We start from the raw sequence: 26,565 nt of genomic DNA on the forward strand, positions 1-26,565 counted from the left end.
CCCGGGGAAACAGGGAGTCATGGCGATGGAAAAAGAAGCAAAAATATATGTGGCAGGTCATCGGGGAATGGTAGGAAGCGCCATCTGCCGGGCCCTGTCAAAAAACGGATATCAAAATCTGTTAACAAAAAGCCACAGTGAGCTGAATCTGTGCAGGCAGGAGGAGGTGGAGGCCTTCTTTGCAAAAGAGAGGCCGGACTATGTGTTTTTGGCCGCCGCAAAGGTGGGAGGCATTTTGGCAAACAGCCAGGCCCAGGCTGACTTTATGTATGAAAATATGATGCTGGAGATGAATGTGATTCATGCGGCATGGCAGAATGGGTGCAAAAAGCTCTTATTTTTGGGGAGCAGCTGCATTTATCCCCGCATGGCCCCCCAGCCCATGAAGGAGGATTGCCTGCTCACCTCGAAGCTGGAGGAAACAAACGAGGCCTATGCGCTGGCGAAGATCTCAGGCTTAAAATATTGTGAATATTTAAACCGCCAGTACGGCACTGATTATATCAGCGTAATGCCTACCAATCTGTACGGTCCAAACGACAATTACCATCCCACCCACAGCCATGTGCTTCCTGCGCTGATACGCAGGTTTCATGAGGCCAAGGAGGCGGGGGCTGACGAGGTGGTCTGCTGGGGAACCGGCACGCCTCTCAGGGAATTTATGTATGTGGACGATCTGGCGGACGCCTGTGTATTTCTGATGAATACCTACAGCGGAAACGAGACGGTAAATCTGGGAACCGGAAAGGAGCTGACAATCAAGGAGCTGACTGAGCTGGTGGCCCGGGTGGTGGGATACACGGGAACGATCAAGTGGGATACCTCAAAGCCTGACGGCACACCCAGAAAGCTGTTGGATGTGAGCAAGCTGGAGCGTCTGGGCTACCATTATACCACGGAGCTTGAGGAGGGAATCCGCCTGACCTATGAGGATTTTCTGAACAACCCCATGCGGGCGGAGCGTTAAGGCAGAGGCGAAGCCCAATGGAGAATGGGAAAGGGATAAAGCAGGCTATGAAGGAAAGTCAAAGGTGTGCGAGGGAGCTGCTGGCTTTTATTGAGAAAAGTCCCAGCAGCTTCCATGTGGTGGAAAATATCAGGGAGGCGCTCTCTAACCAGGGCTTTGAGGAGCTTTTGGAGACCCAGGAATGGCAGATTCAGCCCGGCGGCAATTATTACGTCATAAGAAACGGCTCCTCCATCATTGCCCTTCAGATTCCGGAAAATACCGGATGGAAAGGATTTCATATAACGGCCTCCCATAGTGACTCGCCCTCCTTTCGGGTGAAGGAGGAGCCGGAAATTTGTGTGGAAGGGCATTATGTGAAGCTGAACACGGAAAGGTACGGCGGCATGATTTTGTCCACATGGATGGACAGAGCCCTGTCCGTGGCGGGCCGCGTTGCTTTCTGGGACGAAGAAAAGGGGGAAGTATCCACCAGGCTGGTGAACATTGACAGAGACCTTTTCGTAATTCCCAGTGTGGCAATTCACTTAAACCGTGACATAAACAAAGGGGTGGAATACAATCCCCAGAAGGATATGCTGCCCCTGTTTGCAGAAGGAGGCAGCGACGGGGGAAAGGGCCTTTTGCGAAAAGAGCTGGCCAGGGCTGCACAGGTAAAGGAGGAGGAAATTCTGGGACAGGATCTCTTTCTTTACGTCAGGGAAAAAGGGAAAATCCTTGGGGCTAAGGAGGAATTTGTGCTTTCTCCCAGACTGGACGACCTGCAGTGCGTGTACGCTTCTCTGAGGGCTTTTTTGGAGAGCAGGCCGAAAAATTACATTAATCTGTGTGTGGTGTTTGACAACGAGGAGGTAGGCAGCGGCACAAAGCAGGGGGCGGATTCCACCTTTTTGGAGGATACGCTGTTTCGTGCTGCAAAGGGGCTTGGCCTGGGAGGGGAGGGACTTCTTTCCATGATCGCCGGAAGCTTTTTCATTTCGGCGGATAACGCCCATGGGGTTCATCCCAATCATCCGGAGCTCTCCGACCCTACCAGCCGCCCCTATTTAAACGGCGGAATTGTGATCAAATATCACGGAGGCCAAAAATATGCCACAGATGCGGTATCTGCCGCAAAAATGAAGCATATCTGCAGCCAGGCAAAGGTTCCCTGGCAGACCTATGCAAACCGCTCTGATATACTGGGCGGCTCTACCCTGGGAAATCTGTCTGAGGCTCATGTGTCCTTATCCTGCGTGGATATCGGCCTGCCCCAGCTTGCCATGCACTCTGCAGTGGAAACGGCAGGAGTGCGGGATACGGAATATGCGGTAAAGGCCCTGAAGCAGTTTTGGCAGGAATAGAAAAAACAAAGCACAGGGGAAGGAATAAAAGGGAAGCTGAATAAAAAAGAAGAATGAAGAAAGCAGGAGGATGGCATTATGTATGAAATGAAACCGGAATACTTTATTGGAATTGACTTGATCGACGAGGAGCACAAGCAGATATTTGCCTATGCCAACGAGGCCTATGAGCTGCTCCATGAGGAATTTACGCCGGATAAATATGATAATATTTCCGATATTCTTGAAAAGCTCAGGGAATATACGAAAAAGCATTTTGCCGATGAGGAGGCCTATATGGAGTCCATCCATTACAAGAGGCTTTTCACGCAGAAGGTGCAGCACCAGGCTTTCATTGAAAAGCTGGAAGAATTTGACCTGGAGCACATGCAGGATGCGGAGGATCAGGATCAGCAGATTATGAATATATTGAATTTTCTTACAGACTGGCTGATCAATCACATTCTCCATGTGGACGGCCTCATCGGAAAGTAAACAGAGGCGAAAACGCGCATTGCCAGGCGTGTATGAAAAAAACGTCCTGTTTCGGCGGCGGCTTTTCCGCTTTGCCGGAGCAGGACGTTTTTTTATTTTAGCCATAGTGAATTTTACGCTGCATCTTTATACCTTGCCTAAAATAAAAGCTCATTCATCGACAAATTTTTACATATTTTTAATTTTGCTGTTGACGAAAATGTAATAGAAAGTTAAAATAAAGGAAATTGTGTAGAAGCAAAATTGAATATTTATAAATATAATACCAAGTGATTGTGTAGGGGGATGCTATGAAAATTAGACTTGCTATTGTAGATGATGATGAAAGCTATGTAAAAAGGTTAGTCAACAATCTGCAGATAAGCTATGCGGATAAGCTGGAAATTTATTATTTTTCAGCTTTTTCAAAATTAGCGGATTTTATGGAGGCCAATGCTGTGCATGTAGTGTTGGTTTCAGAGACGATCAAGGCTGACATAAGTCAGATGTCAGAAAATATTTCTTTTGCATATCTGGTATCAAACAAAGACATTGAAGAGCTGGATGGAAAGCCAGCAGTCTGTAAATTCCAGAAAATTGATTTATTTTATAAGAATGTGCTGAGTCTGTTTGCCGATACGGAGGGACGGATGGTGCTACGCGGCCGTGATGGCAGCGGGCGGCTGATTTTGTTTACCTCCGGTCAGGGAGGTGCGGGAACCTCTGCGGCAGCGGCTGCTTTTGCCTTAAACAGAGCCAAGGCGGGAGAAAAGGTGATTTACCTGAATCTGGACCGGTTTCATAAATCCTCTTTGTGCTTTTCGGGAGAGGGAAATATGAGCTTTTCCGATGTGGTGTATGCCATAAAAAGCAGGCGGGCCAATCTTTCGATCAAAATAGAAAGCGCGATCAAAAAGGATGTATGCGGGGTGGATTTTTTTGACGCTTGCCGAAACGCCAATGATATGCTGGAGCTGAACGCGCAGGATGTGGAGCAGCTTTTGGCGGCGCTTAAAAATCTTGACAGCTATCAATATATCGTTTTGGATATTCCCTTGGATTTTTCCCCTGTGTGCCGGGCGCTGATCGAAAATGCCTCCTCTGAGATCGTGCTGGTGGGAGACGGCAGCGAGGTGGGCAACATAAAGCTGGAGCGTGTACTGGAGGTCCTGACTCTTATGGAGGAAAAAAAGAAAGGAAGTATTTTTTCCAGGACAAGGCTCTTATACAACCGTTTTAGTTCCAAAACGGGCAAGCAGATGGTGAATCTTCCCATTGACTGTATCGGAGGCATTCACCGTATTGAGGGAGCGGGCTACCGGGAGCTGGTGGAGCGTTTAGCGGAAAATGGTGTGTTTGAGCAGATAGGAGGCTGATTATGACAGCGGAGCGCATACAGCAGTTTATCGGGGAATGCAAAAAGGAAATCTTTGACTCTTTGAATCTGAATGAGCTTGGAGACGAAGGTCTCGAAGATCAAATCGAGCTGATTGTGGAGCGGAAGCTGGGCGGAGCCTATGTGACCATAGAGGAAAGAGTAAAGATTGTACAGCAGCTGTTCAGCTCTATCCGGGGCTTTGGACTGCTTGACAGCATCATGGAGGATGACAGCATTACAGAGGTGATGATCAACGGCCCCCAGGACATCTTTATCGAAAAAGCGGGCAGGCTGATGAAGCTGGACCAGCAGTTTGAGAGCGAGAGAAGGCTGGAGGATGTGATACAGAAAATTGTAGGCATGGCCGGGCGGGAGGTCAATCAGGCCAATCCCATTGTAGATACCCGGCTTCCCGATGGTTCCCGTGTGAACGTGGTGCTGCCGCCTATTTCCATGAAGGGCGCCACAGTTACCATACGAAAATTTTCCAAGACGCCCATGACGGTGGAGCAGCTGATCAAATATGGCTCTATCACACAGGAGATCGCCGATGTGCTGGAGCTTTTGGTCCGGGCAAAATTCAACATCTTTATCTGCGGAGGAACCGGATCGGGCAAGACCACCTTTTTGAACGCAATGTCCAATTATATTCCAAAGGATGAGCGTGTGATTACCATAGAGGACTCTGCCGAGCTGCAGATTGTGGGAGTGGACAACCTGGTAAGCCTGGAGACCCGGAATGCAAACGCTTCCGGAAGCGGGGCAGTGACCATCCGGGACCTGATTAAATCCTCACTTCGTATGAGACCGGAGCGGATCATTGTGGGAGAGGTCCGCGGCGGAGAGGCCTTGGATATGCTCCAGGCCATGAATACCGGACACGACGGTTCCCTGTCCACCGGACATGCCAACAGCACCAGGGATATGTTAAGCCGTCTGGAGACCATGGTGCTTCAGGGGGCGGAGGGGCTGCCCCTGGAGGCTATCAGGCAGCAGATTGCTTCTGCTGTGGATATTATCATCCATCTGTCCAGGCTCAGGGATAAGTCCCGTAAGACCATGGAGATCACAGAAGTGGTCGGCTATGAAAAAGGAGAGATTGTGCTGAACCCTTTGTATGTGTTTCAGGAGGATGAAAACAGCACTCTTGAAAAGGTATCGGGAGGCCTGGTGCGGACGGACAATCCATTGATCAATGATTTCAAGCTTCAGCTGATGGGCTATAAGGGGAAGATATAGGAGGCGTTTTGGTGAAAAAGAAGGAGAAAGAGGCATACATCCCAAAGACAGGGCTTTTGGGAGACGCCATAGATTACAATTATTATCAGATGACTGCAGGAGTCCGCATTCTATGCTTTGTGGCGGGATTTCTGGCAGGAGGCATTGTGGGATACATTTTTTACGAAAATGTCATTCTGACCTGTGCGGCCGGGATAATCTGTGGGGCGGCTGCCCAGCCCATTTACCATAAAAATTATATAGAGCGGAGAAAAAAGGCCCTGACGCTGCAGTTTAAGGATATGCTGGAGGCCTTGTCCACCTCTATCGGGGCAGGCTCCAATGTACAGGATTCCTTTGCCTCCGCCTATAAGGATATGGTGGTCCAGTATACGGAGGACAGCTACATAGCAAGAGAGCTGTGGATTATTAACGCAGGCCTGCACAATAACCTTTCCATAGAGGCCCTTTTGCTTGATCTGGGAGACAGAAGCGGTATTTCGGATATCCTGAGCTTTGCCAACGTGTTTGAAACCTGCTACCGCAAGGGAGGCAATATCAAGGAGGTCATCCGCAATACTTATCAGATTATCGCCGACAAAATGGATATCGAGCTGGAAATCAAAACCATGGTTGCGTCAAAAACAAGCGAACAGAATATGATGCTTGTGATGCCCATTATCCTGGTGCTGATGCTCAAAAGCATGGCCAGCGACATTGTAAATCTCAATTCCCTCACAGGATGGATGTCAACCACGCTTGCGGTAATCATGTTCGCCGCAGCTTATATGATCGGACGGAAAATATTGTCCATTAAGGTATAAAGGGGAGGTATTTATGGCTGTACCAGTTTATTTTCTGCTTCTTTTGGTGATCACGGCGGCTGGAATCGCCTATCTGGCCATCTGGGGAAAAGGAAATGGAAAATTCAAAGAGCTTTTGGCGGTGCTGCCCGATGAAAAGCATCCCATGAAATGTCTGTATCCTTTCGGCTTTCAGGTGCTGGAAATGGTTCACTATAACTATTCGGGACGCATGGATAAAAAATATATCGGTTACTGTAAAGTGTTTTACGGGGAAAATAACGGACAGTTCTATTATTGTATCAATCTGACGCAGAAAATTTCCGTGTCCGTATTTGTAGGAATTGTAGGTGTGGCCGTGGGGCTTATGGCTGATTCCCTTCTGCTGGCCGGACTTGCCGTTTTGGCCGGAGCCGGAGTGGGCTATTACTATCACACTCTGATCACGGATATCGTGGGAGAGCGGGAGCAGAGCATTATGATGGAATTTCCGGACGTGGTGTCAAAATTGGCCCTTTTGGTAAACGCCGGAATGATTTTGAAGGAGGCCTGGGGAAGAGTCAGCACCACCGGGGACAGCGTTTTGTATCAGGAGATGCAGAATGCTGTGTATGAGATGCAGAACGGGGTGTCGGAGTTTGATGCCTATATCAATTTTGCTAAAAGGTGCAGTGTGCCGGCGGTGACAAAGTTTGCCTCCACTCTGGTGCAGAATCTGTCCAAGGGAAACAAGGAGCTGGTAGAGTTTCTGCGTTCCTTTGCCAACGACAGCTGGAATGAAAGGAAGCAGGCCGCAAGGCGCAAGGGAGAGCAGGCATCCTCTAAGCTGGTGCTTCCCATCTGTATTATGTTTCTGGGGATTATGCTGATGATCATGATACCGATTTTCAGCGGAATTTCCTTTTAGAAACGCTTTTATTCAGGAAAATGAATGATATTAATTCATTTTAATATAAATTGTGGAAAGGAGGGAGAGCGTATGAGTACATTGATGATTGCTGCAAAAATCATGGGCGACAATCTCAAGGAGGATATCAGAGACTTTTTCCGTAGGGAGAGAGGCGGTTCTGAGATCATTGCGACTATCGTGCTGATTGCGATTGTGGTTTTGCTGGCGGTGCTGTTCAAGGATCAGATCGGTACATTGGTAACTAATATGTGGAAGGATATCAATACTAATTCCCAGGGTCTGACCAATACGCCCATTACAACAGGACCGTAGGAACGGCCGAAAAACAGTATTTCAGACGGTGTAAAAGAGATGCAAAGAGAGAATGGAACGAAAGCTTGCGGGGAATACAAATGAAGCAGAGACACATGGAGAAAAGACAATTACATAAGCTTGGAAGCTGCCGAGGGGCGGCGGCTATTGTGGAATACACAGTGGTTTTGCCCTTATGTCTCTTTGTGGTGATGTTTCTTTTGTTCGCAGGGTATTTTTTGAATGAACGGGCAGTCCTGGATGCGGCTGCCCATCGTTCCATACTGATTGCCCAGCGGTATTATTCAGACCCTAAATTTACCGTTTTGGCGGACATAAGCGCTGATCCTGCCCAGGATTATGTGGGCTATAAAAGAAGCACAAGAGGAATGCAGGAAATTGAAAACGATCCCTACCGTTTCTTAAAGGGAAGCGGAAGCCTGGAAAAAATGATTCAAAGTGCAATTACGGATAAAGCTGTAAGCACCATTCAGACAAACCGTATGTTTCCCTTCGGCGATTATCTGGAGGAGATTACGGAGACAAATGTGCACGTAAGCGGGCTGGAGGGTATTTTGACCAAAAGCATTACCGTCACAATAACAGAAGAATATAAGTTCCCGGCATTTTTAAGAATGCTGGGCTTTCAGGATACCTATGTGATGCAGGGCGTGGCCACCACCACAGTGTCTGCTGAGCCGGAGGTAATCCGAAACATAGATATGGTGATTGAGATCATGGAGGATTTCAACGCAGATTCCTTTCTGGAAAAGGTACAGGGATTTTTCCGGAAAATCGGTAATTTTGTAGGTTCCCTGAGCGGAGGAGAGGAATAGTGAGAATGCTGGGAAGGAAAAGAAGGGAGAGAGGGTCCATCACGGTGGAAGCAACTCTTTCCCTCACGATATTCATATTTTTTATGATCAGCATCATCAGTCTGATCAACATATGCAGAGTGCAGGCCAAGGTAAACAACGCCCTGCATCTGGCGGCCATTGATATCTCCCACATGAGCTACCTCTATTATCTGACGGGGATGTACGATATGGATGTGGCAATTCAGGGGTCCGCTGAAGGCTCAGGAGCAGTTCTTACCGGCTATGCTGAGAATGTGGACAGTGTCTTGAACAATACGGAAACTCTCTTTGAGCTGATCGGCAACGGCGGCCAGGAGCTGGAAGGCGTTGTCTCGGGAAGCTCAGACGTGTCTGCCGCCATAAAGAACCTGCAGGATATTAAGGACAGCGGACAGACGGAGATGGAGGCGTTAAAGGCCAATGCTGGGCTGGTGAAGGAGGACCTCCAGGGGATTGCGGGAAATCCCATGCAGTTTGTAAAGACCCTGGCAAGCTTTGGAATCGGGGAGGGGTACGACAGTGCAAAAAACCTGATGGCAGGCCTTTTGGCCGAGGCGCTGATCGTGGAACACATAGAGGCCAGCGACGATTCACTGCCCTATGGAGGCGTGGACGATGCGGACGCATATCTGGAAAGTCTTGGCATCGAGGACGGTTTGGACGGGATGAGTTTTATGGCGTCGGAGCTGTTTGGGGGAATGAATTATTGTGACATCAACCTGGTGGCAATGTACCGTCTCAATGTGTTTCCTCTGCTGGGGGATTTTGCCACCATACCGGTGGCTCAGAGCGCTTCCACCAGGGCATGGCTGGGAGGAGACGCAAAAACTTCCCAGGAGCTGCCTCAGGCGTCTGCCCCGGAAGAGCCCCAGGAAAGTACACAACCTTCAGAAGAGACTGAGGAAAGCGCATGGGACAGCGGGGCACTAAACCGCAACAGAGTGCTGATCGAACAGTTTAATGAAGAACGCAAGAGCGAAACAGGCTCTTATATATGCGCCAAGCCTCCTGAGTTTATCTACAGCGGCTTTGATGAGGACCATAATACGTTATATGCGGCCAGAACCGTAGACCCGTATGTAAAATCCAATATGAAAAACGGGGCAGTCAGCGTAGACAAAATGAAGATACGGCAAAATATTCTGGAAAAGATGGAGCTTCCGGAATCCTTCGTAATGGAGGGCGGCGGCCGGTATGAGCTGCCAAAGGAGGATATACACTTTTCTTATACAATCATGATACCGGAAAACGTATCGGATGAGGACGCACTGCTGATACAGGCAGAGATAGACGCTCTGAAGGCAGAGCTTTCGCAGGAGCTGCCGGAGGGGATTGCCTCTGTTGAGATTGAGCTTGTGAAAACCGGTGGCAATACTGCCAGTAAGCCGGCGGAAGAATGAGGGGGATGAAGATGGCGTTTGCAATTATGGTGGCTGTGATATGCGTATACGGACTGCTGGCGGAACGACAGTGTAAAGCATTGACGGAAGCGGGGGCCGGGTCAAAGGAGGCTGTTTTGCGCAAGTTTCCCAAAGACTGCAAAAGGAGAATCTATGTGGCTTTGGGAACGCTGCTGAATCTTGGGCTCATGTCTCTTTCCTTCTTTTATTATCAGGATCGGATGATTTATGCGCTGAAGCTGGCGATGGTTTTGGAATGGCTTCTGATTGTTGCATTTGTGGATTTTTATACGGGACTCATACCAAACAGCCTGATTTTGCAAGGACTGCTGGGGGCATTGGCGTATATGGCGCTGGAGATTATTGCGGCCTCCTATCCGGCGGTCATCTCTTTGAAGGATTATTTTTTCGGCCTTCTTTTAGGCGGCGGTGTATTTGCCTTAAGTGCCGTGATCTCCAGGGGAAGCATTGGGATGGGGGACATCAAGCTTTTTGCGGTGCTGGGACTTATGCTGGGAATCAGTGTGGTTTTTGGTTTGTTGTTTTTTACTATTTTTATTTCTGCTCTGGCCGGGCTTTTAGTGCTTCTGTTAAAGAAGGGAGATAAGCGGACCATGATGCCCCTGGGCCCCTTTACCTGTGCAGGAATGACGGTTGTGCTGATGATGGGAATGTAAGGAAATACAAAGGAGCAAAGCGATGCCAAAATTTTTAGTACCTGTATCTATAGTTGGATTGTTAATACTTTGCTGGGTCACAGGAATCCTGTCTGCCCTGCCAGAGGATCACAGCGCCCAGGTTGCTGCCTACAGGGAATTTGCCGAGGAACAGATAGCCCTGGAGGCCTATGGCTCCGCCATCGACTATTATAAAGCCATTGTTGAGCTGGAGCCTGCGGTAGAAAATTATTCCAGGCTTGCAGAGGTTTATGAATTGGCTGGAAAAGAGGAGGATGCTTATGAGACGCTGGATGTCTGCGTTCAAAAGTATCCCCAGGAAAAGGAAATTTATCAAAAAATTATAAAGCATTATTTTGATGCGGGAGATTATTCCGTCTGTGTATCTTACCTGGAGGACTGTGCTGCTGTTCACGGATGGGACGAGGAAATGACAGAGCAGTATTTTCAATGTAAATTCCGCTTTATCCTGGAAGGTTCTGGGTATCAGGACTTAAGCGACGTCTATAATGGCAGCCACGTGGCGGTGACGGAGACGGAAACCTTCTTTTTGTCCACTATATGTAAAAGAATGAAGTTTACGGATTTGGAGGATGCGTCCCCGGATTTTGGAGATTTGCTGGGTGTGACGGTGGATGGCCGTGCGAATTTTATGGATGACACGGGCTTAAAATATCTGGACACCACGGACACATATGATAAAACCTGGTCCTTTTCGGGCGGCCTGGCTCTGGTGCAGTATGGAAACGCCTATGGCTATGTGGACAGACAGTTTCGCCTGGTTTTGGGGGAACTGCTGGACGGCTCAAACTTTAACAATGGCGTAGCTGCAGTGCGGATGGCGGAGGGATGGACGCTTGTGGACAGCAGTCTGAACCGGATCGGAGAGGAATATTACAGTGATATCAAGCTGGATGAGGACAAATTCTGCAGCTTTGCAGGCAGAATATTTGTCAAGGGACAGGACGGTTACAGGATGGTGGATACCGAAGGCGAGCCTGTGGGAGAGAATGTTTTTGAGGATGCAAAGCCCTTTAACAGAGGAGGCTACGCTGCAGTAAAGCAGAACGGCCTGTGGGGATTTGTTGACACGGAAAACAGATGGGTCATTGAACCGAAGTATGAGGACGCCATGTCCTTTGGAGAACAGCTGGGAGCAGTTTTGGTAGATGGAAAATGGGGATTTATCAGCAGCGCAGACCGCATGGTGATAGAACCGCAGTTTGAAGCGGTGAAGCATTTAAACGGCAGTACCGCTCCGGTAAAGCAGGACGGACTGTGGTATATGCTGATCATTGAACAATAAGCGCAGTGGAGGAAAGGGATATGCAGTTTGAATTTGAAGTACAGGGGACAGGAACACTTCTGGTGTACCGGATGGAGGAGGAACAGAGGCTGGATTCTCTGACAATGGGAATGATGCGGAATAACAAGATCGAAGGCGTGCTGCCCCTTACCTACAGCCAAATGGACAGCGACAGATTTTTAAAATACAATGTGTCCTCAAGAATCAGCCTGGAACAGTATTTCAATGGAATTGTAAACAAAAAAAGACTCCTGGGGGTGATGAAAAGCATTGCTTCGGCTGTGGTCAATGCCCGGGAGTATATGATAGAGCCTTCTTTTCTGGTGTTTGACAAGGAATATATCTTTGTAGACGTGAGCACGGCTGCAGCGCAGATGGTCTGTCTGCCTATTGAGCGGGAAAATGGGGAAGCGGCGAATCTGGAGCATTTCTTTAAGGAGCTGGTCTTAGGAGTACAGTTTGACGTAAGTGAAAACTGTGATTACGTTGCAAGACTGCTGGGGTACTTTAACTCCAATACTATGTTCAGTGTGGAGGATTTCCTCACAATGCTGCGTCAGCTGGAGAGAGGAGAGACAAAGGAGGCTCCAGAGCCAACGCCCGCAGAACAAAAGCCCCCAGTGCCAACGCCCACAGAGCAAAAGCCCACAGAGCAGAAGCTCTCCCAGCCAACGCCTCCGATTCCCTCGCCTCCTTTGCCTGGAGGAGCAAGAAGGGAAGCAGAGTCGGCAGCAGCTCAGAGCAATCCCATATCTGCTCCTGTACAGCGTGGAAAAGAAAAATCCTCCGCACAGCCCAAAAAGGGAATTGGCTTTTCCTTATTCGGGAAAAAGAGCGATAAATCCAAGACACCGCCCAAGCAGAAGGCGGAAAAGGCAGGGGGTATCTCCTTGCCGGGCAGAAGTACAGGAACGGTTCCTGGTATCGGCGCTGCCTCTCCTTCGGTGCCTTTTTCTCCGGCTGTGCCTGGAGCTGTGCAGGAAAAAACGGATAGGGAAAAGGATTTCGGCGGCATTGGCACCTCTTATACGGCGCCCTCCTATGAAAAACAGAAGGCCTCCTTTGGAGGGACGGTGGTCCTGAATGCAGGCAACAAAAGCGCAGGTACCGTAGTGCTGAATGGGCAGAATGCACCGGCCCCACAGCCTGTTCCCTATGTGCTTCGGGTAAAAAACGGACAAAAGGTTTTTCTGAATGGGGATGTAATGAAAATCGGAAGCGATCCATCCTACACGGATTTTTCTGTTGCAGACAACAGAGCGGTCAGCCGAAGCCATGCGGATATCAGGCGTAAGGGCCAGGGCTTTGTGCTGGTGGACAACAATTCCACCAATCATACCTTTGCAGACGGCAGAATGGCGGCTCCCAATGAAGAGATACCCCTTGCGGACGGAATGAAATTCCAGCTGGCCAATGAGGAATTTGAATTCCATCTGATGTAAGCGTGGAGAAAGGACAAAGGAGATATGGAATTTATACATTCGTTCTGCTCGCATCCGGGGGCTGTAAAGGAGAAAAACCAGGATTCGCTGCTGATAGAGAGAGGAAGGATAGGAGAAACCTCATTTTACCTGTATGTGGTCTGCGACGGCATGGGAGGCTTGGACAAGGGAGAGGTGGCAAGCGCTGAGCTCATAAGAGCTTTTTCCGAATGGTTTCGGGAGGAGCTTACGCAAATCTGGCAGGAAAAGCCCTATCAATACCGGGACGGAGCCATTGAGGTGAGCTTAAAGCAGCTGCTTGAGCGGGAAAACCGTAAAATTGCGGCCTATGGAAGAGCCAGGGGCATTCATATGGGTTCCACTGTCAGCGCCTTTCTTTCGGCCGGTGACTATTATTATATTGTACATATAGGAGATTCCAGAATTTATGAGATAGGCGGAGGCTTTTCCCAGCTCACGGATGATCATACTCTGGTTGCCAGAGAGGTGCAGGAGGGGAGACTTGGGCCCCGGGAAGCGGAAACAGACAGCCGCAGGAATGTGCTGCTGCAGTGTGTGGGTGCGTCCGAGGTGATAGAACCCCAGTTTCGCATGGGATCTGTAGGGACAGATACGGTATATCTTTTGTGTTCGGACGGCTTTCGTCATACCCTTACGGAAGAAGAGATTTTTCAATGCTTTCAGCCGGGGCGCATTACAACGGCACAACAGATAGGAGATATCTGCCGTGAGCTGACGCAGCTTGCTATGGACAGGGGCGAGGAGGATAACATTACGGTTCTGGCTGCCCGGTCTTACAGGGAGGGATGATTAAATGCTGGAAATCGGTTCTTATGTAGATGGAAAGTATAAAATTTTGAATAAAATCGGTGAGGGAGGGTCTGGAAACGTCTATCTTGCCATGAACGAGTCCGCCAATAAAACCTGGGCGGTAAAGGAAGTGAAAAAGGAGGACAAGGACCCGGATACACAGACAATTTTCAAGAACAGCCTCATGGTGGAAATTGATCTGATGAAAAAGCTGCGGCACAAGTATCTGCCAAGCATTGTAGATGTAATCAATCAGGAGGATTCCTTTCTGATTGTCATGGACTTTGTGGACGGGAAATCTCTGGACAACTATCTGGAGAACGGTCCCTGTCCGGAGAAGGCGGTGATCGAGTGGGCAAAACAGCTCTGTGATGTGCTAAGCTACCTTCACAAATGCGACCCGCCTATTATCTATCGGGATTTAAAACCGGGAAACATCATGCTTAAGACAAACGGAGAGATTACGCTGATTGATTTTGGAGCGGCCAGGGAATTTAAGCAGTCGGCCAAAAGCTCGGATACCGTCTGCCTGGGGACGCCCGGGTATGCCGCGCCGGAGCAGTGGGGCGGCAACGGACAGACAGATGCGAGAACGGATATCTACTGCCTTGGCACCACCCTTTATCATCTGGTCACAGGCATAGAGCCAAGACCCTCGGAAATGCGTCCTATCCGGCAGATAAATCCGAATCTTTCCAGCGGACTTGAGGATATTATTCTGCGCTGTACCATGCTGAATCCCCAGGACCGCTACCAATCCTGCGAAGAGGTGTATTACGCGCTGGAGCATTACGAGGAGCTGGAGCATTCCTATCGAAGAATGCTGAAAAACAGGGTAAGACTTTTGGGCGTTATGTCAGGGCTGTGTGTGCTCATGGCATCAGGGGCCGTCTACGGCTTTGTAATGGAGAGTAAAACCCGTAATTCCAGCTATGACGTATATCTGGCTCAGGCAGAGGAGTATTCTTCCGCAGATCAGGAAAAAAAGCTGGAAGGCTACCGCAATGCGGTGAATTTGAATCCAAGTGACGAAAGAGCGTATCTGTCCTTGATCTCCTATTTGACGTCGGACGGTGTTTACAGCACAGAGGATGATATCGCCATGAGCAGTATCCTGTATGGAACGACCTCTGAAAACACCACAAACGAAAGTGTGTTTAAGACAAATCCAAAAGGGTATTCCGAGTTTTCCTTTGAAATGGGAAATGCCTATTTTTTCTACTACGACGGAAGCATTAAAATCGCCAAAACAGAGGCGAAGAAGTGGTTTGACCATGTGCTGGAGCTGGGACAGGAGGAGGAGAGAAAAACAAAGAGGGCGGAGATTTACAGTCGTATCGGAGGATACTATGAGACGCTGGGAACGGTGGACATTACCGGGGAAAAAGACGCCTCCACCTACGCAGAGCTGTGGGAGGACCTTACGCTGCTTGGAGACAATCAGGGAAGCGATTTGGGAAACGATGTGACCCTGCTTACCCTGTACAGCGAAATTTTATATCAAATTGACAGCAATGCGGTGGGGCTTTTGAAAAACGGCATCTCTGCAGAGGCGCTGGAGGAAGAGATCGACAGCCTCTTGTCCAAGGCGGCGCTGGTGGAAAGCAGGGAAAATACAGAAGCGCTGCTTGCGAAGGTGGAGGAAAGGGGCGCCATTGCCAAAAGAACCATAGATACTGCTTCTGCTTATCAGAATGCCGGCGGCATCAGTGAAGCGGATACTGTAAAATCGGAGGAATAAAGGGCATATGGAAAGATTGGAACAATTAATGCAGATTTACCATACTGTTTATCTGGTGTGCCTGCTTTTTCTGCTTATTTTTGGCGGCGTTACGGTTTTTCTGGCGTTTAAATGGAGGATATGGGAAGCGGTGGGCATTTTAAGCGGAAGAAATGCCATGAAGGCCCTTAAAAAGGGGAGTGTCATAAAAGAAGCGCGCAAATCCCGTGAAATGGCGGCGGTCCCTGCTGAAACACCGCCTGTGCTGACGATGCCGTCAAAATCTGAGACCATGTCCTCTGCCATGCCGGCTTCTGAGCATACCATGGTGCTAAGCGGCTTTGGAGTGACAGAGAATCTGCAAACCTCTAGGCCTGACAGCGCAGGAGAGGGCATGCAGATACTGGAAGAAATCATGGATATTCATACACAAGAGAGAGTTTAAGGGGAAAGACAATGATAAAGGCAATGATGCTTGGAAAAAAACGAAAAGCTTCCATCGCTGCGGCAATGGCATTCTTCCTTGCTGTAAGCTGCATCCAGTGGCCTGTGATGCCGGTGGCTCTGGCACAGAGTGGAAATCGCGATTCACAGCAGGTATCCTCCGGCAATGGGCAGGAGGAGAAGCAGGAGGATGACTCTGTCTCCGGCTCCAACGCACTGTCTGTACAGACGTACGGAAATGAAGCCAAAATGACAGGAGACACACAGGTGTCCCAGCTGCCCCGCGGCAAGGAAGAGGCGAATCAGGATATTTTGTATGTGAGCAGTGGGGATTACTCGCTGTTGTGTGGAAATATGACCTATTACCGCCTTGAGAATGGGGAGAACGAAGAGCTTCCCTTGACCGAAGGATTGACAAAACAGTCCCAAAAGGTTGTTTTTTCAGATGATTCCGGCAAAGAAGAGAGCTATTTGATTGCCCTTGACACAACTGGACCGGAGCTTGGGCAGACTAATATACTGATAAACCAGGATGCGCAGAACCCCACAAAGCGAACCATCGCTCTTACGGATGTAAGGGACAGCGGCGTTGGGGAAGTGAAGCTTTTTTATCAGGCAGAAGGGGACGGTGAGAAGAAAGAGTATCCGGAGGCAGGGCTTCTTCATACAGAATGTAAAGAAGCCAGAGAATATATCTTTTTTGCAGAAGATTATTTTGGACATGAGACGGAGTACAAAGTAGAAATCCCAGGAGATACCCAGGCGCCTGAGCTGGAAATCACCTATGATAAGGATGGCGGAAAGGCGTCTGTCAAATCTGGAGATGTGATTTCTCTGACAGATGATGCTTCCTTTGTGCTGGAGATGACGGCAGAGGATGATACTTCTGTTTATTCCAGCGGGCTGGCTTCCTTTGAAATAAAACGGGATGGAACCGAGGAAACCTTTTTGGGAGAAAACCCGGATAATACCCACTATAGACAGTCAGCAAGCTATGAGGCGGGCGGCGCAGACCTGGAGGATGGCATCTACAGCTATGAGCTGAACGCAGCAGACAATGCAGGAAATAATGCAGAGCCGCTCTGCTTTACTGTAATGAAGGATAACGAAAATCCTAAAATTCAGTCTGTAAGACTGCTGGTGGGAGGCACGCAGCAGACGCTTGGAGAAGACGGTTATATCTGCAGTCTGCAGGATTATGAAACAGAGGGAAATGTGCAGATCGAGGTGACGGCAGGAGACAATCTGGCGCTGTCTCATTTGATCTATAGCGTGGACGGCGGAGAGGAGCAGACGGAGCCTGCACCTGCAAGCCCGGGAAATACTGCAGACTGGAAGATTTCAGTGCCGAAGCCTGAGGCAAGCGGGAATCTGGAGATTAAGCTGAAGGTCTACGATAAATCCGGCCGTTGTGCACAACAGGTCATTTCCTTAAAAAATGATGTAAAGGGGCCTGAGACGGCCTGCTCCTGGAACCAGACTGGATGGAGCAGCGAGGACGTAATCCTGCGGGCAGAGGTGACAGAGGAGGAAAACGGATCGGGGCTCGACAAGCTATATTATGAAATCTACCGTCAGGGGGAAAGTACGGCCACGGAAAAGGGTACTGTAGATTTAGCGGTTTCTGAGCCTGCTGTGAAGATTACAAGGGAAGGAAGCTTTGAGGTCAGGCTTTATGCACAGGATCAGGCGGGAAATGTGGGCGATGCAGTGACAAAGACGGTGAAGATCGACAAAAGCAGTCCCGCAGAAACTGTGTATGTGCGTTATGAGGCGAAGGATGGATTTTCACTCCTGAAATTGTTTGGAAAGGAAGAACTGAAGATCACCATGTACGTCCAGGATCAAAGCAGCGCAGCAGACGTAATCGGGAAAGAGGATTACGCCGGCATTGACTGTGTTACGGCGAAGCTGGGCGGAAAGGAAGTGCAGCTTACGCCCACAAAGGGTGTGGCGGCTCTGATAGACGGAAGCTTTAAAGAAGAATCGGACGGCTACCAGCTGTCCGACCTGTACGAGATATTGGAGGGAACCGTCACCATAGGGAAAAACCAGCAGCTGGAGGATACTCTTGAGGTGACGCAGATCAAGGACAAGGCTGGGAACGTGAGGTCACAGGAGGATGGCATCAAGATTTTTCTGGCTGATAACACCCAGAAGGAGGATGACACGGTTCTGGTCCTGGATACCACGACCCCGAAGCTTACAAATGTGGATTACTGTCCCCAGGGAAGCGGTAAGCTTTGGGAGGGAAGTTATTATTATGGCTCTCAGGCGCAGATTGTGCTGGAGATAGAGGAACACTTTTTTGAACAGGGCGACAGCCTGAAAACAGAATTGTGTATCGACGGAGTCTGGGAGGACTTAGATGCCGAGTGGGAGAAAAGTGATGAAAAGGCAGATGTTTATGCTGCAAAAATCACCCTTCCTATGGTATCGGAAAAGGAGACGATTTACCAGATTCGCCTGACCTATAAAGACCCTTCCGGAAACCCTTTAGAGTCGGAGAAATATACGGTGGAGGAAGGTGTGTTTCTCTCTCAAAAGATGATTGTAGACGGTGTGAATCCTGCCCTTGACAGCTTTGAGATCAGGGCTCTGGCAGGAGAGATTCTTCTGATTGACGAAAAGGGATATGTGCCGGCTTATTCCGGGGGAAGCGACATCGAAGTGAGCTTTGCCATTACGGATTCCTATTTTGCAGAGGAAAATCTTACGGTGGAGCTGTACCGGACGGGCGAGCCAAAACCGGTGTCCTCGTGGAAGCCGGAGCTGGGTCTGGCCTATGGGACTGGGGATAAGGTTTTGTGCAGCTTTTCCTTTGACGGCTTTTCGGAAGCGGGAGGAACAGAAGACGGCAGCTATTATTTTGCAGTAAAGTATAAGGATAACGGTGGAAACGTTATAAAGCTTGGGGAAGATTTTCAGGCGGCGGATGATATGGCGGCGGGGAAGCTGGAAAACGGCGTCTATACCATGGAAAAACGGCTGGTGATAGATCACGCAAAGCCGGTTCTTACCAGCATTACCTGGAACAGTCCCTTTCAGGTGACAGATGCAAGGCTTGCCACAATAGAAAGGGTAGCTGACGAAAACAGCAGGCTTTATTATAACAGTGCGGTTACAGTGGGGATAGAGATAGGAGAGGCCAATCTGGACATTCAGGATATTTCCGTAAAGCTGTACCGCAGGCAGGGGCCTAGGGACAGCTTTGCCCTGGAACGGGATATGACTCTTTCTCAGGAAAAGGGTGTGCTCTATTTTTCCCTTTTGGCAGGCATTGATCATTTGGATGACGGGGAATACTGCTTTGTGCTTTCCTATACGGACAAGGCAGGAAATGTGATGGAACTTACAAAGGAACCTGGACAGGCAGAGGCTTTTTATAAAGGAGCCTTTGACCCTCTTTCCGGCAGCTATACAAGTCCTGTGTTTGTGATTGATACCATTGCCCCGGTGGTGGAGGCGGTTTATTCGGACACGGCGGTGGAGAATCTGGGAGGAACTGCCTTCTATGACGCGCCATACCAGGTGTCAGTCCGCGTGCAGGAGACCAACTTCCGGGCTTTGGAGCTTACAGAATGGGTAACGAAAGGAGGGACCGGAGAGTGGGGAATCCGGCTGAAAAGCTGGAAATATGACAGCCAGGGAGAAAAGCAGTACGCAGTCCTGGAGGAATTGGCCGCAGCGGCCAATGTGGCGGCGTATGAGCCGGATTACAGAGCGGATGGAAGCTATGAATTGACCATTCCCATTCAGGAGGAAGGAAATTATGAGCTGGGAGTCACCTACATAGACCTGGCAGGAAACAAAGCCAGGGAAATCCCGGTGAGGCAGACCGTATATGACACGACCCCTCCGGAGGCGGATGTGGAATACAGGGCAGAGGACAGCGGCTTTTTGGACTTTATCCGCTACGGAGATATGGGCTATCTGTTTTCCAAGAAAAAGGTAGTGGTATCCGTAACGGTTCGGGATGAGATTTCTGGTGTAAAAGGCTTGGAAGGAACATTTTCCTGCAACGATGGGGGAAATCCCGTAACGGTAAAGGAAATACGGGAAACGACGCCCGCACAGAGCTTCAGCCATACCTTTGAATTTACCATTCCCATGGAATCGGACACAGCCTGTACGGGAACGCTTCAGGCCTCTGTATATGACTTTAGCGGCGGCAGAAGGGAATTTTCCCGGGACTGCATCATGGAAGGACAGAGTGTGTCTGACAGCAGCTCCTTTGGGGGGATTACCATAAATACCGCTCCCAGCAGACAGGTGGGCGGTGTGAATTATTACAACGCAGGTATTGACAGGGTAAGCTTTACGGTAAATGCCCGAGAGGACTATGCGGGGCTTAGATATGTGAGAATTACGCCCAGGGGCGGCAGCTTTTCAATGGGAAGCGACGCAATGCCGGGGGCGGCTGCCAACCAGAGCATGGACGGCAGCTATCAGTGGAACGTAAAAAACAATGTAAACGGCACAGCTGGAACGGCAGATGGAGGAGACGGCCAGCCTGCAGGGATTATCCGCGAACCAGATATAAGCCCTACAAATGGCTCTGGTGCAGAGATTATAAGAAATTTCACGCACACCGGATATTTTCCCGTAGGACAGGAGAATGACAGAAATGACATCAGTGTGGAGATGTCGGCGGTTTCCAACACAGGCTATTTGCGGACGGCAGTCAGCGAAAGTTTTGGCATTGATGTGACGGCTCCCACAGCGGAAGTGACATTCAACGATATTCCGGTCTATAACGGGAAGTATTACAAGGATGTGAGAGTGGCCACAGTAACCATTACGGAGAGAAATTTTTCTTCCTCGGATGTGGTGTGGGAAATTACCAATTCAGAGGGAACCCAGCCGGTCATCAGCAGCTTTACCAATGACAACAGCACAGGAAACGACAACGCGGTCACGCATACGGCAACGGTGACCTTTGAGGAGGATGGAGATTATACCTTCGGCTTTCGGTTTACGGACTATGCAGGAAATACAGTGGAGTATTCCACAGAGTCCTTTACCATAGACCGCACGGCGCCTGTGATAGAGGTGACCTATGACAACAACGACAGCACAAATGAGCGTTACTACAGCCAGCCCAGGACAGCTTCCATAAGGATAACGGAGCATAATTTTCAGGCGTCGGATGTAACTGTTTCCGTATCGGCCATGGACGACGGAAGAGAGCTTTCGGCTCCTTCGCCGGGAGCCTTCCGGGATAACGGGGATGAGCACACTTCCTCTGTTTACTTTGATACCGATGGAGAGTATACCCTCGATATCCAGTATACGGATCTGGCGGGAAATGAGGCTGCGGTGTTTGAGACCCAGAATTTTGTGGTGGATCTGACAGAGCCGGAGCTGACCATATCAGGGGTGGAGCCTTTTTCAGCCAATAAGGCGGAGGTAATGCCCGTGATTGAATATTCCGACACCAATCTGGACGGGGAGTCGGTACAGATTACTCTGACGGGCTATGAAAACGGCGCGGTTGGTTACCAGAGAACGGAGACCTCCATTCCGAACGGCAGAAGAATCGCCTATGGGGACTTTGCACATGAGGAGAGCATCGATGATATGTATACGCTCACTGTTTCCCTCTCAGACCTGGCGGGACACACCATAGAACAGGAAATTGTGTTTTCTGTCAATCGCTTTGGCTCCACCTATCAGTTTGACGGAGACACAAGAGCGCTGTTAGAGAAGTATTATACCAATGAAAGCAAGGGTCTGGTAATTACAGAGACCAATGTGGACACGCTGGAATTCAGGGAAATCTATCTTCTGCTAAACGGAGAAAAGAGGGAACTGGAGGAAGGAAGAGACTACACGGTACGGGAAACGGGAGACGCCCTGGGATGGAAGCAGTATGTTTACCAGCTTGAGAGGGATAATTTTGAGGAAGAGGGCGTCTACAATGTGGTGATCTACTCCGAGGACCGGGCAGAGAATGCCTCTGATAACAGGATCAAGGATAAGACCATAGAGTTTGTGGTGGATAAAACCGCTCCTGTGGTAACCATTGCCGGGATCGAGGATGAAAGACAGTATATGGCGGAGGAACGTTTGGTGACCATTGACGTAAAGGATAATATGGAGCTGGACGCCATGAAAATCTACCTGAATTCCGGAAGCGCAGCATACCAAAGCTACACAAAAGAGGAAATTGTACAAGCCGGTGGAACGGTATCCGTGACTATAGGCAGCTTAAACAGCAGACAAAGCATTGTGGTAAGCGCAGTTGACAGAGCAGGGAATGTGGCAGAGGCGCAGACATCGGACTTTCTGATAACCAGCAATCTGTTTGTACAGTATTACCAGAATACGCCCTTGTTCTTTGGAAGTGTGGGCGCCCTGGCAGCTTTGGCGGTAGCGGCAAGCTATTTCACGCTGTTTCGCAGAAAGCAGAAGGAATGAGAGGGGGTGAGAGGACATTGAAATTATTTCAACGTAAAAGGGGCTCTATTACTGTATTTTTATCTATTGTTTTAGTACCAATTTTACTGTTTACAAGCATTTTAGTGGACAGTGCCGCATATGCTTTATCTAAGGGCATGGTGGAAAGCGCCGGGGAGCTGGCGGCCAACGGGGCGCTGGCCAATTATGACACGGTGCTTAAGGATGTATACGGACTTTTTGCCATGTCCCAGAGCGCGGACGATCCGCAGCAGGCATTAAAGGAAAACGTCCAGGCTTATTTTCAGAATTCTCTGAAGGCGAACGGGCTCATCGACGCTGCAAGCTGGGACAGCGACACGATGCAGTGGATCAACCAGGTGCTGGATGACGCCATGGGTATCGATGATGCGGCCATTACGCCCTTTGTGAACGTTTCGCTGGAGGATTCCTCGGAATTTACCTATTTGGAGGACAGCTCTCTTGCAAATCCCGACGTATTGCGTTCACAGATTGTGGAATATGCCAAGTACCGGGCCCCCGTCAATGCGGCGCTGAGCAGCCTGGACACCCTGGGAGCCTTTAAAAAGGTGGAGGGACAAAGCGAGGTCATGAAGGCTAAAACCGCTGTGGACGAAACGCTGGAGGATACCAACAGGGAATTGAAAAAGATGTATGAAAACATCGGCAAATATGACGATCAGGTGGCAGAATTCCAAAAAGCATTGGACAAGGCGGCAGCAGATGAATTCAGCTTTGACGATGTGGAAGGAGCGATGAAGCTGTGCCATTCTATTCTCTTCAATGTGGAGGCCCCAGGATTTCTGACCTGCAAAAGCATCAATGCGGGAGAATACGAATGCGCTTATGACGGGGTGATTTATATTGACGGCAACGGGGAATTGTTCCAGGTGGCAAATGGACAAAGGAAGAGTATTTCTGCCAGCTCCTGGGGAAGGAACAAAAAGCTGGACGAAATAGAGGAGCATTTTGGCGAGGCGGAGGAAAGCGCCAAAACCATAGAGGCAGGAACCCTGCAGAAGCACAAGAATAAAGTGGCGCAATATGGGGCGTATTCTGAAATGACCATGGAAAACCCCTGGAATACGGCGTCCGGCACCAATCCTAAAAGGCTGGAAGCGGCCATAGGGGAGTATGAAGCCTTCGGAGAAAAGCTGCGGGAGATGAAGTCCTGCATTCTGGCCATTGACCAGGCCGCCATGGAGCCCTACGAATATCCCGACAGCGTATATGACACCTCAGACATCGATCCGGCGGACTATGAGACGGAGGAAGCCTATAACGAGGCGGTGCAATCCCAGATCGCCTCCCAGAAAAGTGGCTATGACAACGAGAAGAAAGAGGAATTTGAGGGCGCCAAGGACGCTTTGCGGGAGTCCCTGACAGGAAGAATCAAGGCATTCAGCGATACCAGCGCAAAGTACGCTTCCGCTATGGAAACCTATGAAAATAATTATAAGAAATATGACAGACTGCTGCGGGAAACCCTGTGCAAGCTGAACAATCTTCTGTGCCCGGTGGCAGAAAGCGCCTCAGAGCTCACCGACGGATGGCATTTTTCCTTTAACTGGCTGGATTCCCACAGCGGGACACTGGCGGAAAATGCCATAGATTCCATAAACGATGTCCAAGCTCAGATGGAGAAGCTCCAAGAAGCTACAGTAGCCGCAGAGAGGAAAATTAGAAACTATCAGGATAATTATCTGGAGAGTGCCGGACAGGATGAGTTTTCCGCCTCCATGCAGGCTTCCATCGAAGAGATCGCAAATCAGTTTAATACTGAGGATCTGAAAGAAATCACTGAACAGATTCAGGCGGGAATCAACTATATGTCAAGCGAAGGAAATCCTGTGGGCGTACTCAAGGCCATAGAATCCATAAAGCTCTCAGGCGTAAGCCTTGTAAAGGAATCCTATTACAAGGTGATGACCGTGGACAAAACAGAGCGTCTTTTGGAACAGCTGACAAAGGCCTACAGAGGAAGCGGGACCCTCAACGCTTACAGCGCAGCCGATCCGGAGACAAGTTATCTGGGTCGGGAGGCCGCTGCGTTTGATACAGCCTATGAAAATCAGTTTGCCCAAAGCGTGCTGTTTAACGTATGCAGCGATCCGGGGAATTTATACAATAAATATAACACCACAAGCACCTGCTATTTGAAAAAGGTGGGAGAAAAGGGAGTGACCACTGCGGACGGCAATCTTTATAATATTCCTGCGTTTTATTTTTATCTCATCACCGTATTCAGTGCCTCCGCTGACGTTGATTCCTCACAGCCTACGGAGGACAGTATCAAGGATTTTCAGGAGCAGGCCCAGGACAGCGCGGAGGAGGACAATGTAAACAGCACAACCTTTTCTTATGACATGGGTCTCTTTACGGAGGTTCCCTCCGACGGCACAAGCGGAGAGGGAGCCATAGGCAAGGAGGACGACGGCGGTCTGTTTGACTTTTTCAATAATGCGGCCAGTACCTTCCAGGAGATATTCCAGGCTCTGGGCAATCTGAATCCGGAAAACGCAGTGGATTCTCTGCTGGTGACGGAATATGTGCTGAATGATTTTTCCTCCTATATGGACTGGGTGGCCTATACGGAGGGGACGGATAACTTTCCTGAAGGAAGCAAGGATTATCCCCGCCAGACCTACAGCAATGTGGAGATCAATGCGGAAAACAACGCCATGTTTGGCTGTGAGATCGAATATATCCTTTACGGAAGCAAGGGACAGAACGAAACAAAGTTTCTCTGGTTTACGGTAAAGGAAGGGGCGGGGCCGGAAATCAATGTAAATCAGGCCAAGGCCAATATCTTTGCCATCCGCCTGATGTTTAACATGGTATATGCCCTGACAGACAGTGAGATCGACTACCAGACGCTGCCTCCGGCCATGTCCATTCAGGCCGCCACCGGGGGTATGTTTCCCTACCAGGTGGCCCAGACGGTGATGAAGCTCTGCCTGGCGCTTGCGGAATCCAACTATGATCTGGAGCGGATTATGGATGGGAAAAAGGTGGAGCTGGTCAAGAGCGATGAGACCTGGAAATTTAGTTTGGGCGGAATGGTGGACCTGGCCAAGGATTACGTGGCGGAGGAGGTGAAGAATGCCGGGGAAGAGGTGGTTACTGAAATAAATACATCTATTCAGGAAGCATTGGATTATACGACGGAAAACGTGGGAGATATTACTGGGAGAATAGGAACAGATGTTACTCAAATGGTTAACAATGCAGTAAACGGCAGTGTAGATGCGGTGACCCAGTGCTTTAACACTTCTCTGGAAATGTACTATCAGGAGATGCTTACAAAGGGGACGGCGTACAGCAGGCAGGAGCTATTGTCTCGGTGCGAGGAGAGCGTATCGGCGTATCTGGCTGAAAGCGGCATGGAGGGAGCGGCGGCGGAACTTTTGAAAAATGATTTGATGGGTCAGCTTAGAGGGATGCTTGCAGATGGAGGAAGCATTGATCTGCATTTTGAGGCATTGGAGGAGGAACTCCGGCGGATAGATTTGGACAAGGAGGCGCTGGCGCAAAACTATACGGATTTTATGAGGCAGGTGTCTAAATCCACTGAGGAGGCTATTGAAGGGGTGAAGGATCAGGTTAATGCAGCTGTTGAAACAATTTCTGTGGAAATTGCTGAACGTTTACGAGGAACGATCAATGAAGCTTTACAGTCCCGAGTAGACAATGCCACGGAAAAAATATCAGAGGCGATTAACAGTCAACTGGATACATATTTTCCATCGACCTCTATAGGAAACCAAGCAAAAGGAATAGGGAAAACCTCCTCCTCAGCATTGAGCGGTGCTTTTAATATGGGTTATGAGGACTACTTAAGGGTATTTCTTATTATCAAGCTGTTAAGCGACGAGTCCGATATGGCGGTAACCCGGATTGGCGATGTGATTCAGATCAATGTGAATGAAGGACTGAATGCCTATGAAGTAGAACACCCTAAGAAGGGGAACTTCCGCATGGCAGAGGCCAACACCTATTTGGAGATCAATGCCAGGATTCAGGTGAAACCGCTACTGATTTCCCAGGACTGGTTTGAGGGGTGGCTGGGAGAGAATATGGAATATCTCTCGTATGATTACCATACGATTGCAGGATATTAAAAAAG

The 26,565-nt window shown here is 49.3% G+C and carries 18 protein-coding genes; all 18 read left to right on the forward strand.

From position 1 onward, the window contains the following. Positions 1-25: 25 nt before the first annotated feature. The 18 genes from SHK35_RS00235 (at position 26) to SHK35_RS00320 (ending at position 26,560) form a co-directional block, all read left to right on the forward strand. Positions 26-967, forward strand: a complete 942-nt coding sequence (locus SHK35_RS00235; protein ID WP_318705196.1) for a GDP-L-fucose synthase family protein — start codon at positions 26-28, stop codon at positions 965-967. 17 nt (positions 968-984) lie between these two features. Further along, positions 985-2,310, forward strand: a complete 1,326-nt coding sequence (locus tag SHK35_RS00240; protein WP_318707975.1) for a M18 family aminopeptidase — start codon at positions 985-987, stop codon at positions 2,308-2,310. A 78-nt stretch (positions 2,311-2,388) separates the two neighbouring features. Next, positions 2,389-2,784 (forward strand): bacteriohemerythrin, encoded by a 396-nt coding sequence (locus SHK35_RS00245; RefSeq protein WP_318705198.1) that lies wholly within the window; start codon positions 2,389-2,391, stop codon positions 2,782-2,784. Positions 2,785-3,074: 290 nt separating this feature from the next. Then, positions 3,075-4,139 carry a hypothetical protein gene (locus tag SHK35_RS00250; protein WP_318707976.1) on the forward strand — a complete coding sequence of 355 codons (1,065 nt, stop codon included), beginning with the start codon at positions 3,075-3,077 and terminating at the stop codon, positions 4,137-4,139. A 2-nt stretch (positions 4,140-4,141) separates the two neighbouring features. Next, complete coding sequence (locus SHK35_RS00255; protein ID WP_318707977.1) at positions 4,142-5,380, forward strand: CpaF family protein; 1,239 nt, start codon at positions 4,142-4,144, stop codon at positions 5,378-5,380. A gap of 11 nt (positions 5,381-5,391) precedes the next feature. Next, the gene (locus tag SHK35_RS00260; protein WP_318707978.1) at positions 5,392-6,183 is read left to right on the forward strand and encodes a type II secretion system F family protein; all 792 of its coding nucleotides are present in this window, start codon (positions 5,392-5,394) and stop codon (positions 6,181-6,183) included. 13 nt (positions 6,184-6,196) lie between these two features. Next, positions 6,197-7,069, forward strand: coding sequence for a type II secretion system F family protein (locus SHK35_RS00265; protein ID WP_318707980.1), 873 nt, complete (start codon positions 6,197-6,199; stop codon positions 7,067-7,069). A 72-nt stretch (positions 7,070-7,141) separates the two neighbouring features. Then, positions 7,142-7,384 carry a Flp1 family type IVb pilin gene (locus SHK35_RS00270; protein ID WP_318707982.1) on the forward strand — a complete coding sequence of 81 codons (243 nt, stop codon included), beginning with the start codon at positions 7,142-7,144 and terminating at the stop codon, positions 7,382-7,384. 80 nt (positions 7,385-7,464) lie between these two features. Continuing rightward, positions 7,465-8,199: a TadE/TadG family type IV pilus assembly protein gene (locus tag SHK35_RS00275; protein WP_318707983.1), complete on the forward strand. Its 735-nt coding sequence runs from the start codon at positions 7,465-7,467 to the stop codon at positions 8,197-8,199. Between the two features lie 5 nt (positions 8,200-8,204). Then, on the forward strand, positions 8,205-9,620 hold the full coding sequence (locus SHK35_RS00280; protein ID WP_318707986.1) for a hypothetical protein: 1,416 nt from the start codon (positions 8,205-8,207) through the stop codon (positions 9,618-9,620). An 11-nt stretch (positions 9,621-9,631) separates the two neighbouring features. After that, positions 9,632-10,297 carry an A24 family peptidase gene (locus SHK35_RS00285; RefSeq protein WP_318707987.1) on the forward strand — a complete coding sequence of 222 codons (666 nt, stop codon included), beginning with the start codon at positions 9,632-9,634 and terminating at the stop codon, positions 10,295-10,297. A 22-nt stretch (positions 10,298-10,319) separates the two neighbouring features. Beyond that, positions 10,320-11,603, forward strand: coding sequence for a WG repeat-containing protein (locus tag SHK35_RS00290; protein ID WP_318707988.1), 1,284 nt, complete (start codon positions 10,320-10,322; stop codon positions 11,601-11,603). A gap of 20 nt (positions 11,604-11,623) precedes the next feature. Beyond that, the gene (locus SHK35_RS00295; protein WP_318707990.1) at positions 11,624-13,045 is read left to right on the forward strand and encodes a DUF6382 domain-containing protein; all 1,422 of its coding nucleotides are present in this window, start codon (positions 11,624-11,626) and stop codon (positions 13,043-13,045) included. Positions 13,046-13,069: 24 nt separating this feature from the next. Continuing rightward, positions 13,070-13,855 (forward strand): PP2C family protein-serine/threonine phosphatase, encoded by a 786-nt coding sequence (locus SHK35_RS00300; protein WP_318707991.1) that lies wholly within the window; start codon positions 13,070-13,072, stop codon positions 13,853-13,855. 4 nt (positions 13,856-13,859) lie between these two features. Beyond that, entirely contained in the window at positions 13,860-15,596 is a 1,737-nt protein-coding gene (locus SHK35_RS00305) for a serine/threonine protein kinase (protein WP_318707993.1), read from the forward strand. A 7-nt stretch (positions 15,597-15,603) separates the two neighbouring features. Further along, entirely contained in the window at positions 15,604-16,020 is a 417-nt protein-coding gene (locus SHK35_RS00310; protein ID WP_318707994.1) for a hypothetical protein, read from the forward strand. 11 nt (positions 16,021-16,031) lie between these two features. Beyond that, a complete protein-coding gene (locus SHK35_RS00315) occupies positions 16,032-22,439 on the forward strand; it encodes an Ig-like domain repeat protein (RefSeq protein WP_318707995.1) in 6,408 nt (2,135 codons plus the stop codon). Positions 22,440-22,456: 17 nt separating this feature from the next. Next, complete coding sequence (locus SHK35_RS00320; protein ID WP_318707996.1) at positions 22,457-26,560, forward strand: DUF5702 domain-containing protein; 4,104 nt, start codon at positions 22,457-22,459, stop codon at positions 26,558-26,560. Positions 26,561-26,565: the final 5 nt, after the last annotated feature.

The sequence above is a fragment of the Candidatus Acetatifactor stercoripullorum genome, assembly GCF_944382095.1.
Taxonomy (GTDB): domain Bacteria; phylum Bacillota; class Clostridia; order Lachnospirales; family Lachnospiraceae; genus Acetatifactor; species Acetatifactor stercoripullorum.

Coding starts and splice junctions, on each gene's coding strand:
- SHK35_RS00235 (WP_318705196.1), top strand. CDS start 26: ATGGAAAAAGAAGCAAAAATATATGTGGCAGGTCATCGGGGAATGGTA.
- SHK35_RS00240 (WP_318707975.1), top strand. CDS start 985: ATGGAGAATGGGAAAGGGATAAAGCAGGCTATGAAGGAAAGTCAAAGG.
- SHK35_RS00245 (WP_318705198.1), top strand. CDS start 2,389: ATGTATGAAATGAAACCGGAATACTTTATTGGAATTGACTTGATCGAC.
- SHK35_RS00250 (WP_318707976.1), top strand. CDS start 3,075: ATGAAAATTAGACTTGCTATTGTAGATGATGATGAAAGCTATGTAAAA.
- SHK35_RS00255 (WP_318707977.1), top strand. CDS start 4,142: ATGACAGCGGAGCGCATACAGCAGTTTATCGGGGAATGCAAAAAGGAA.
- SHK35_RS00265 (WP_318707980.1), top strand. CDS start 6,197: ATGGCTGTACCAGTTTATTTTCTGCTTCTTTTGGTGATCACGGCGGCT.
- SHK35_RS00270 (WP_318707982.1), top strand. CDS start 7,142: ATGAGTACATTGATGATTGCTGCAAAAATCATGGGCGACAATCTCAAG.
- SHK35_RS00275 (WP_318707983.1), top strand. CDS start 7,465: ATGAAGCAGAGACACATGGAGAAAAGACAATTACATAAGCTTGGAAGC.
- SHK35_RS00280 (WP_318707986.1), top strand. CDS start 8,205: ATGCTGGGAAGGAAAAGAAGGGAGAGAGGGTCCATCACGGTGGAAGCA.
- SHK35_RS00285 (WP_318707987.1), top strand. CDS start 9,632: ATGGCGTTTGCAATTATGGTGGCTGTGATATGCGTATACGGACTGCTG.
- SHK35_RS00290 (WP_318707988.1), top strand. CDS start 10,320: ATGCCAAAATTTTTAGTACCTGTATCTATAGTTGGATTGTTAATACTT.
- SHK35_RS00295 (WP_318707990.1), top strand. CDS start 11,624: ATGCAGTTTGAATTTGAAGTACAGGGGACAGGAACACTTCTGGTGTAC.
- SHK35_RS00300 (WP_318707991.1), top strand. CDS start 13,070: ATGGAATTTATACATTCGTTCTGCTCGCATCCGGGGGCTGTAAAGGAG.
- SHK35_RS00305 (WP_318707993.1), top strand. CDS start 13,860: ATGCTGGAAATCGGTTCTTATGTAGATGGAAAGTATAAAATTTTGAAT.
- SHK35_RS00310 (WP_318707994.1), top strand. CDS start 15,604: ATGGAAAGATTGGAACAATTAATGCAGATTTACCATACTGTTTATCTG.
- SHK35_RS00315 (WP_318707995.1), top strand. CDS start 16,032: ATGATAAAGGCAATGATGCTTGGAAAAAAACGAAAAGCTTCCATCGCT.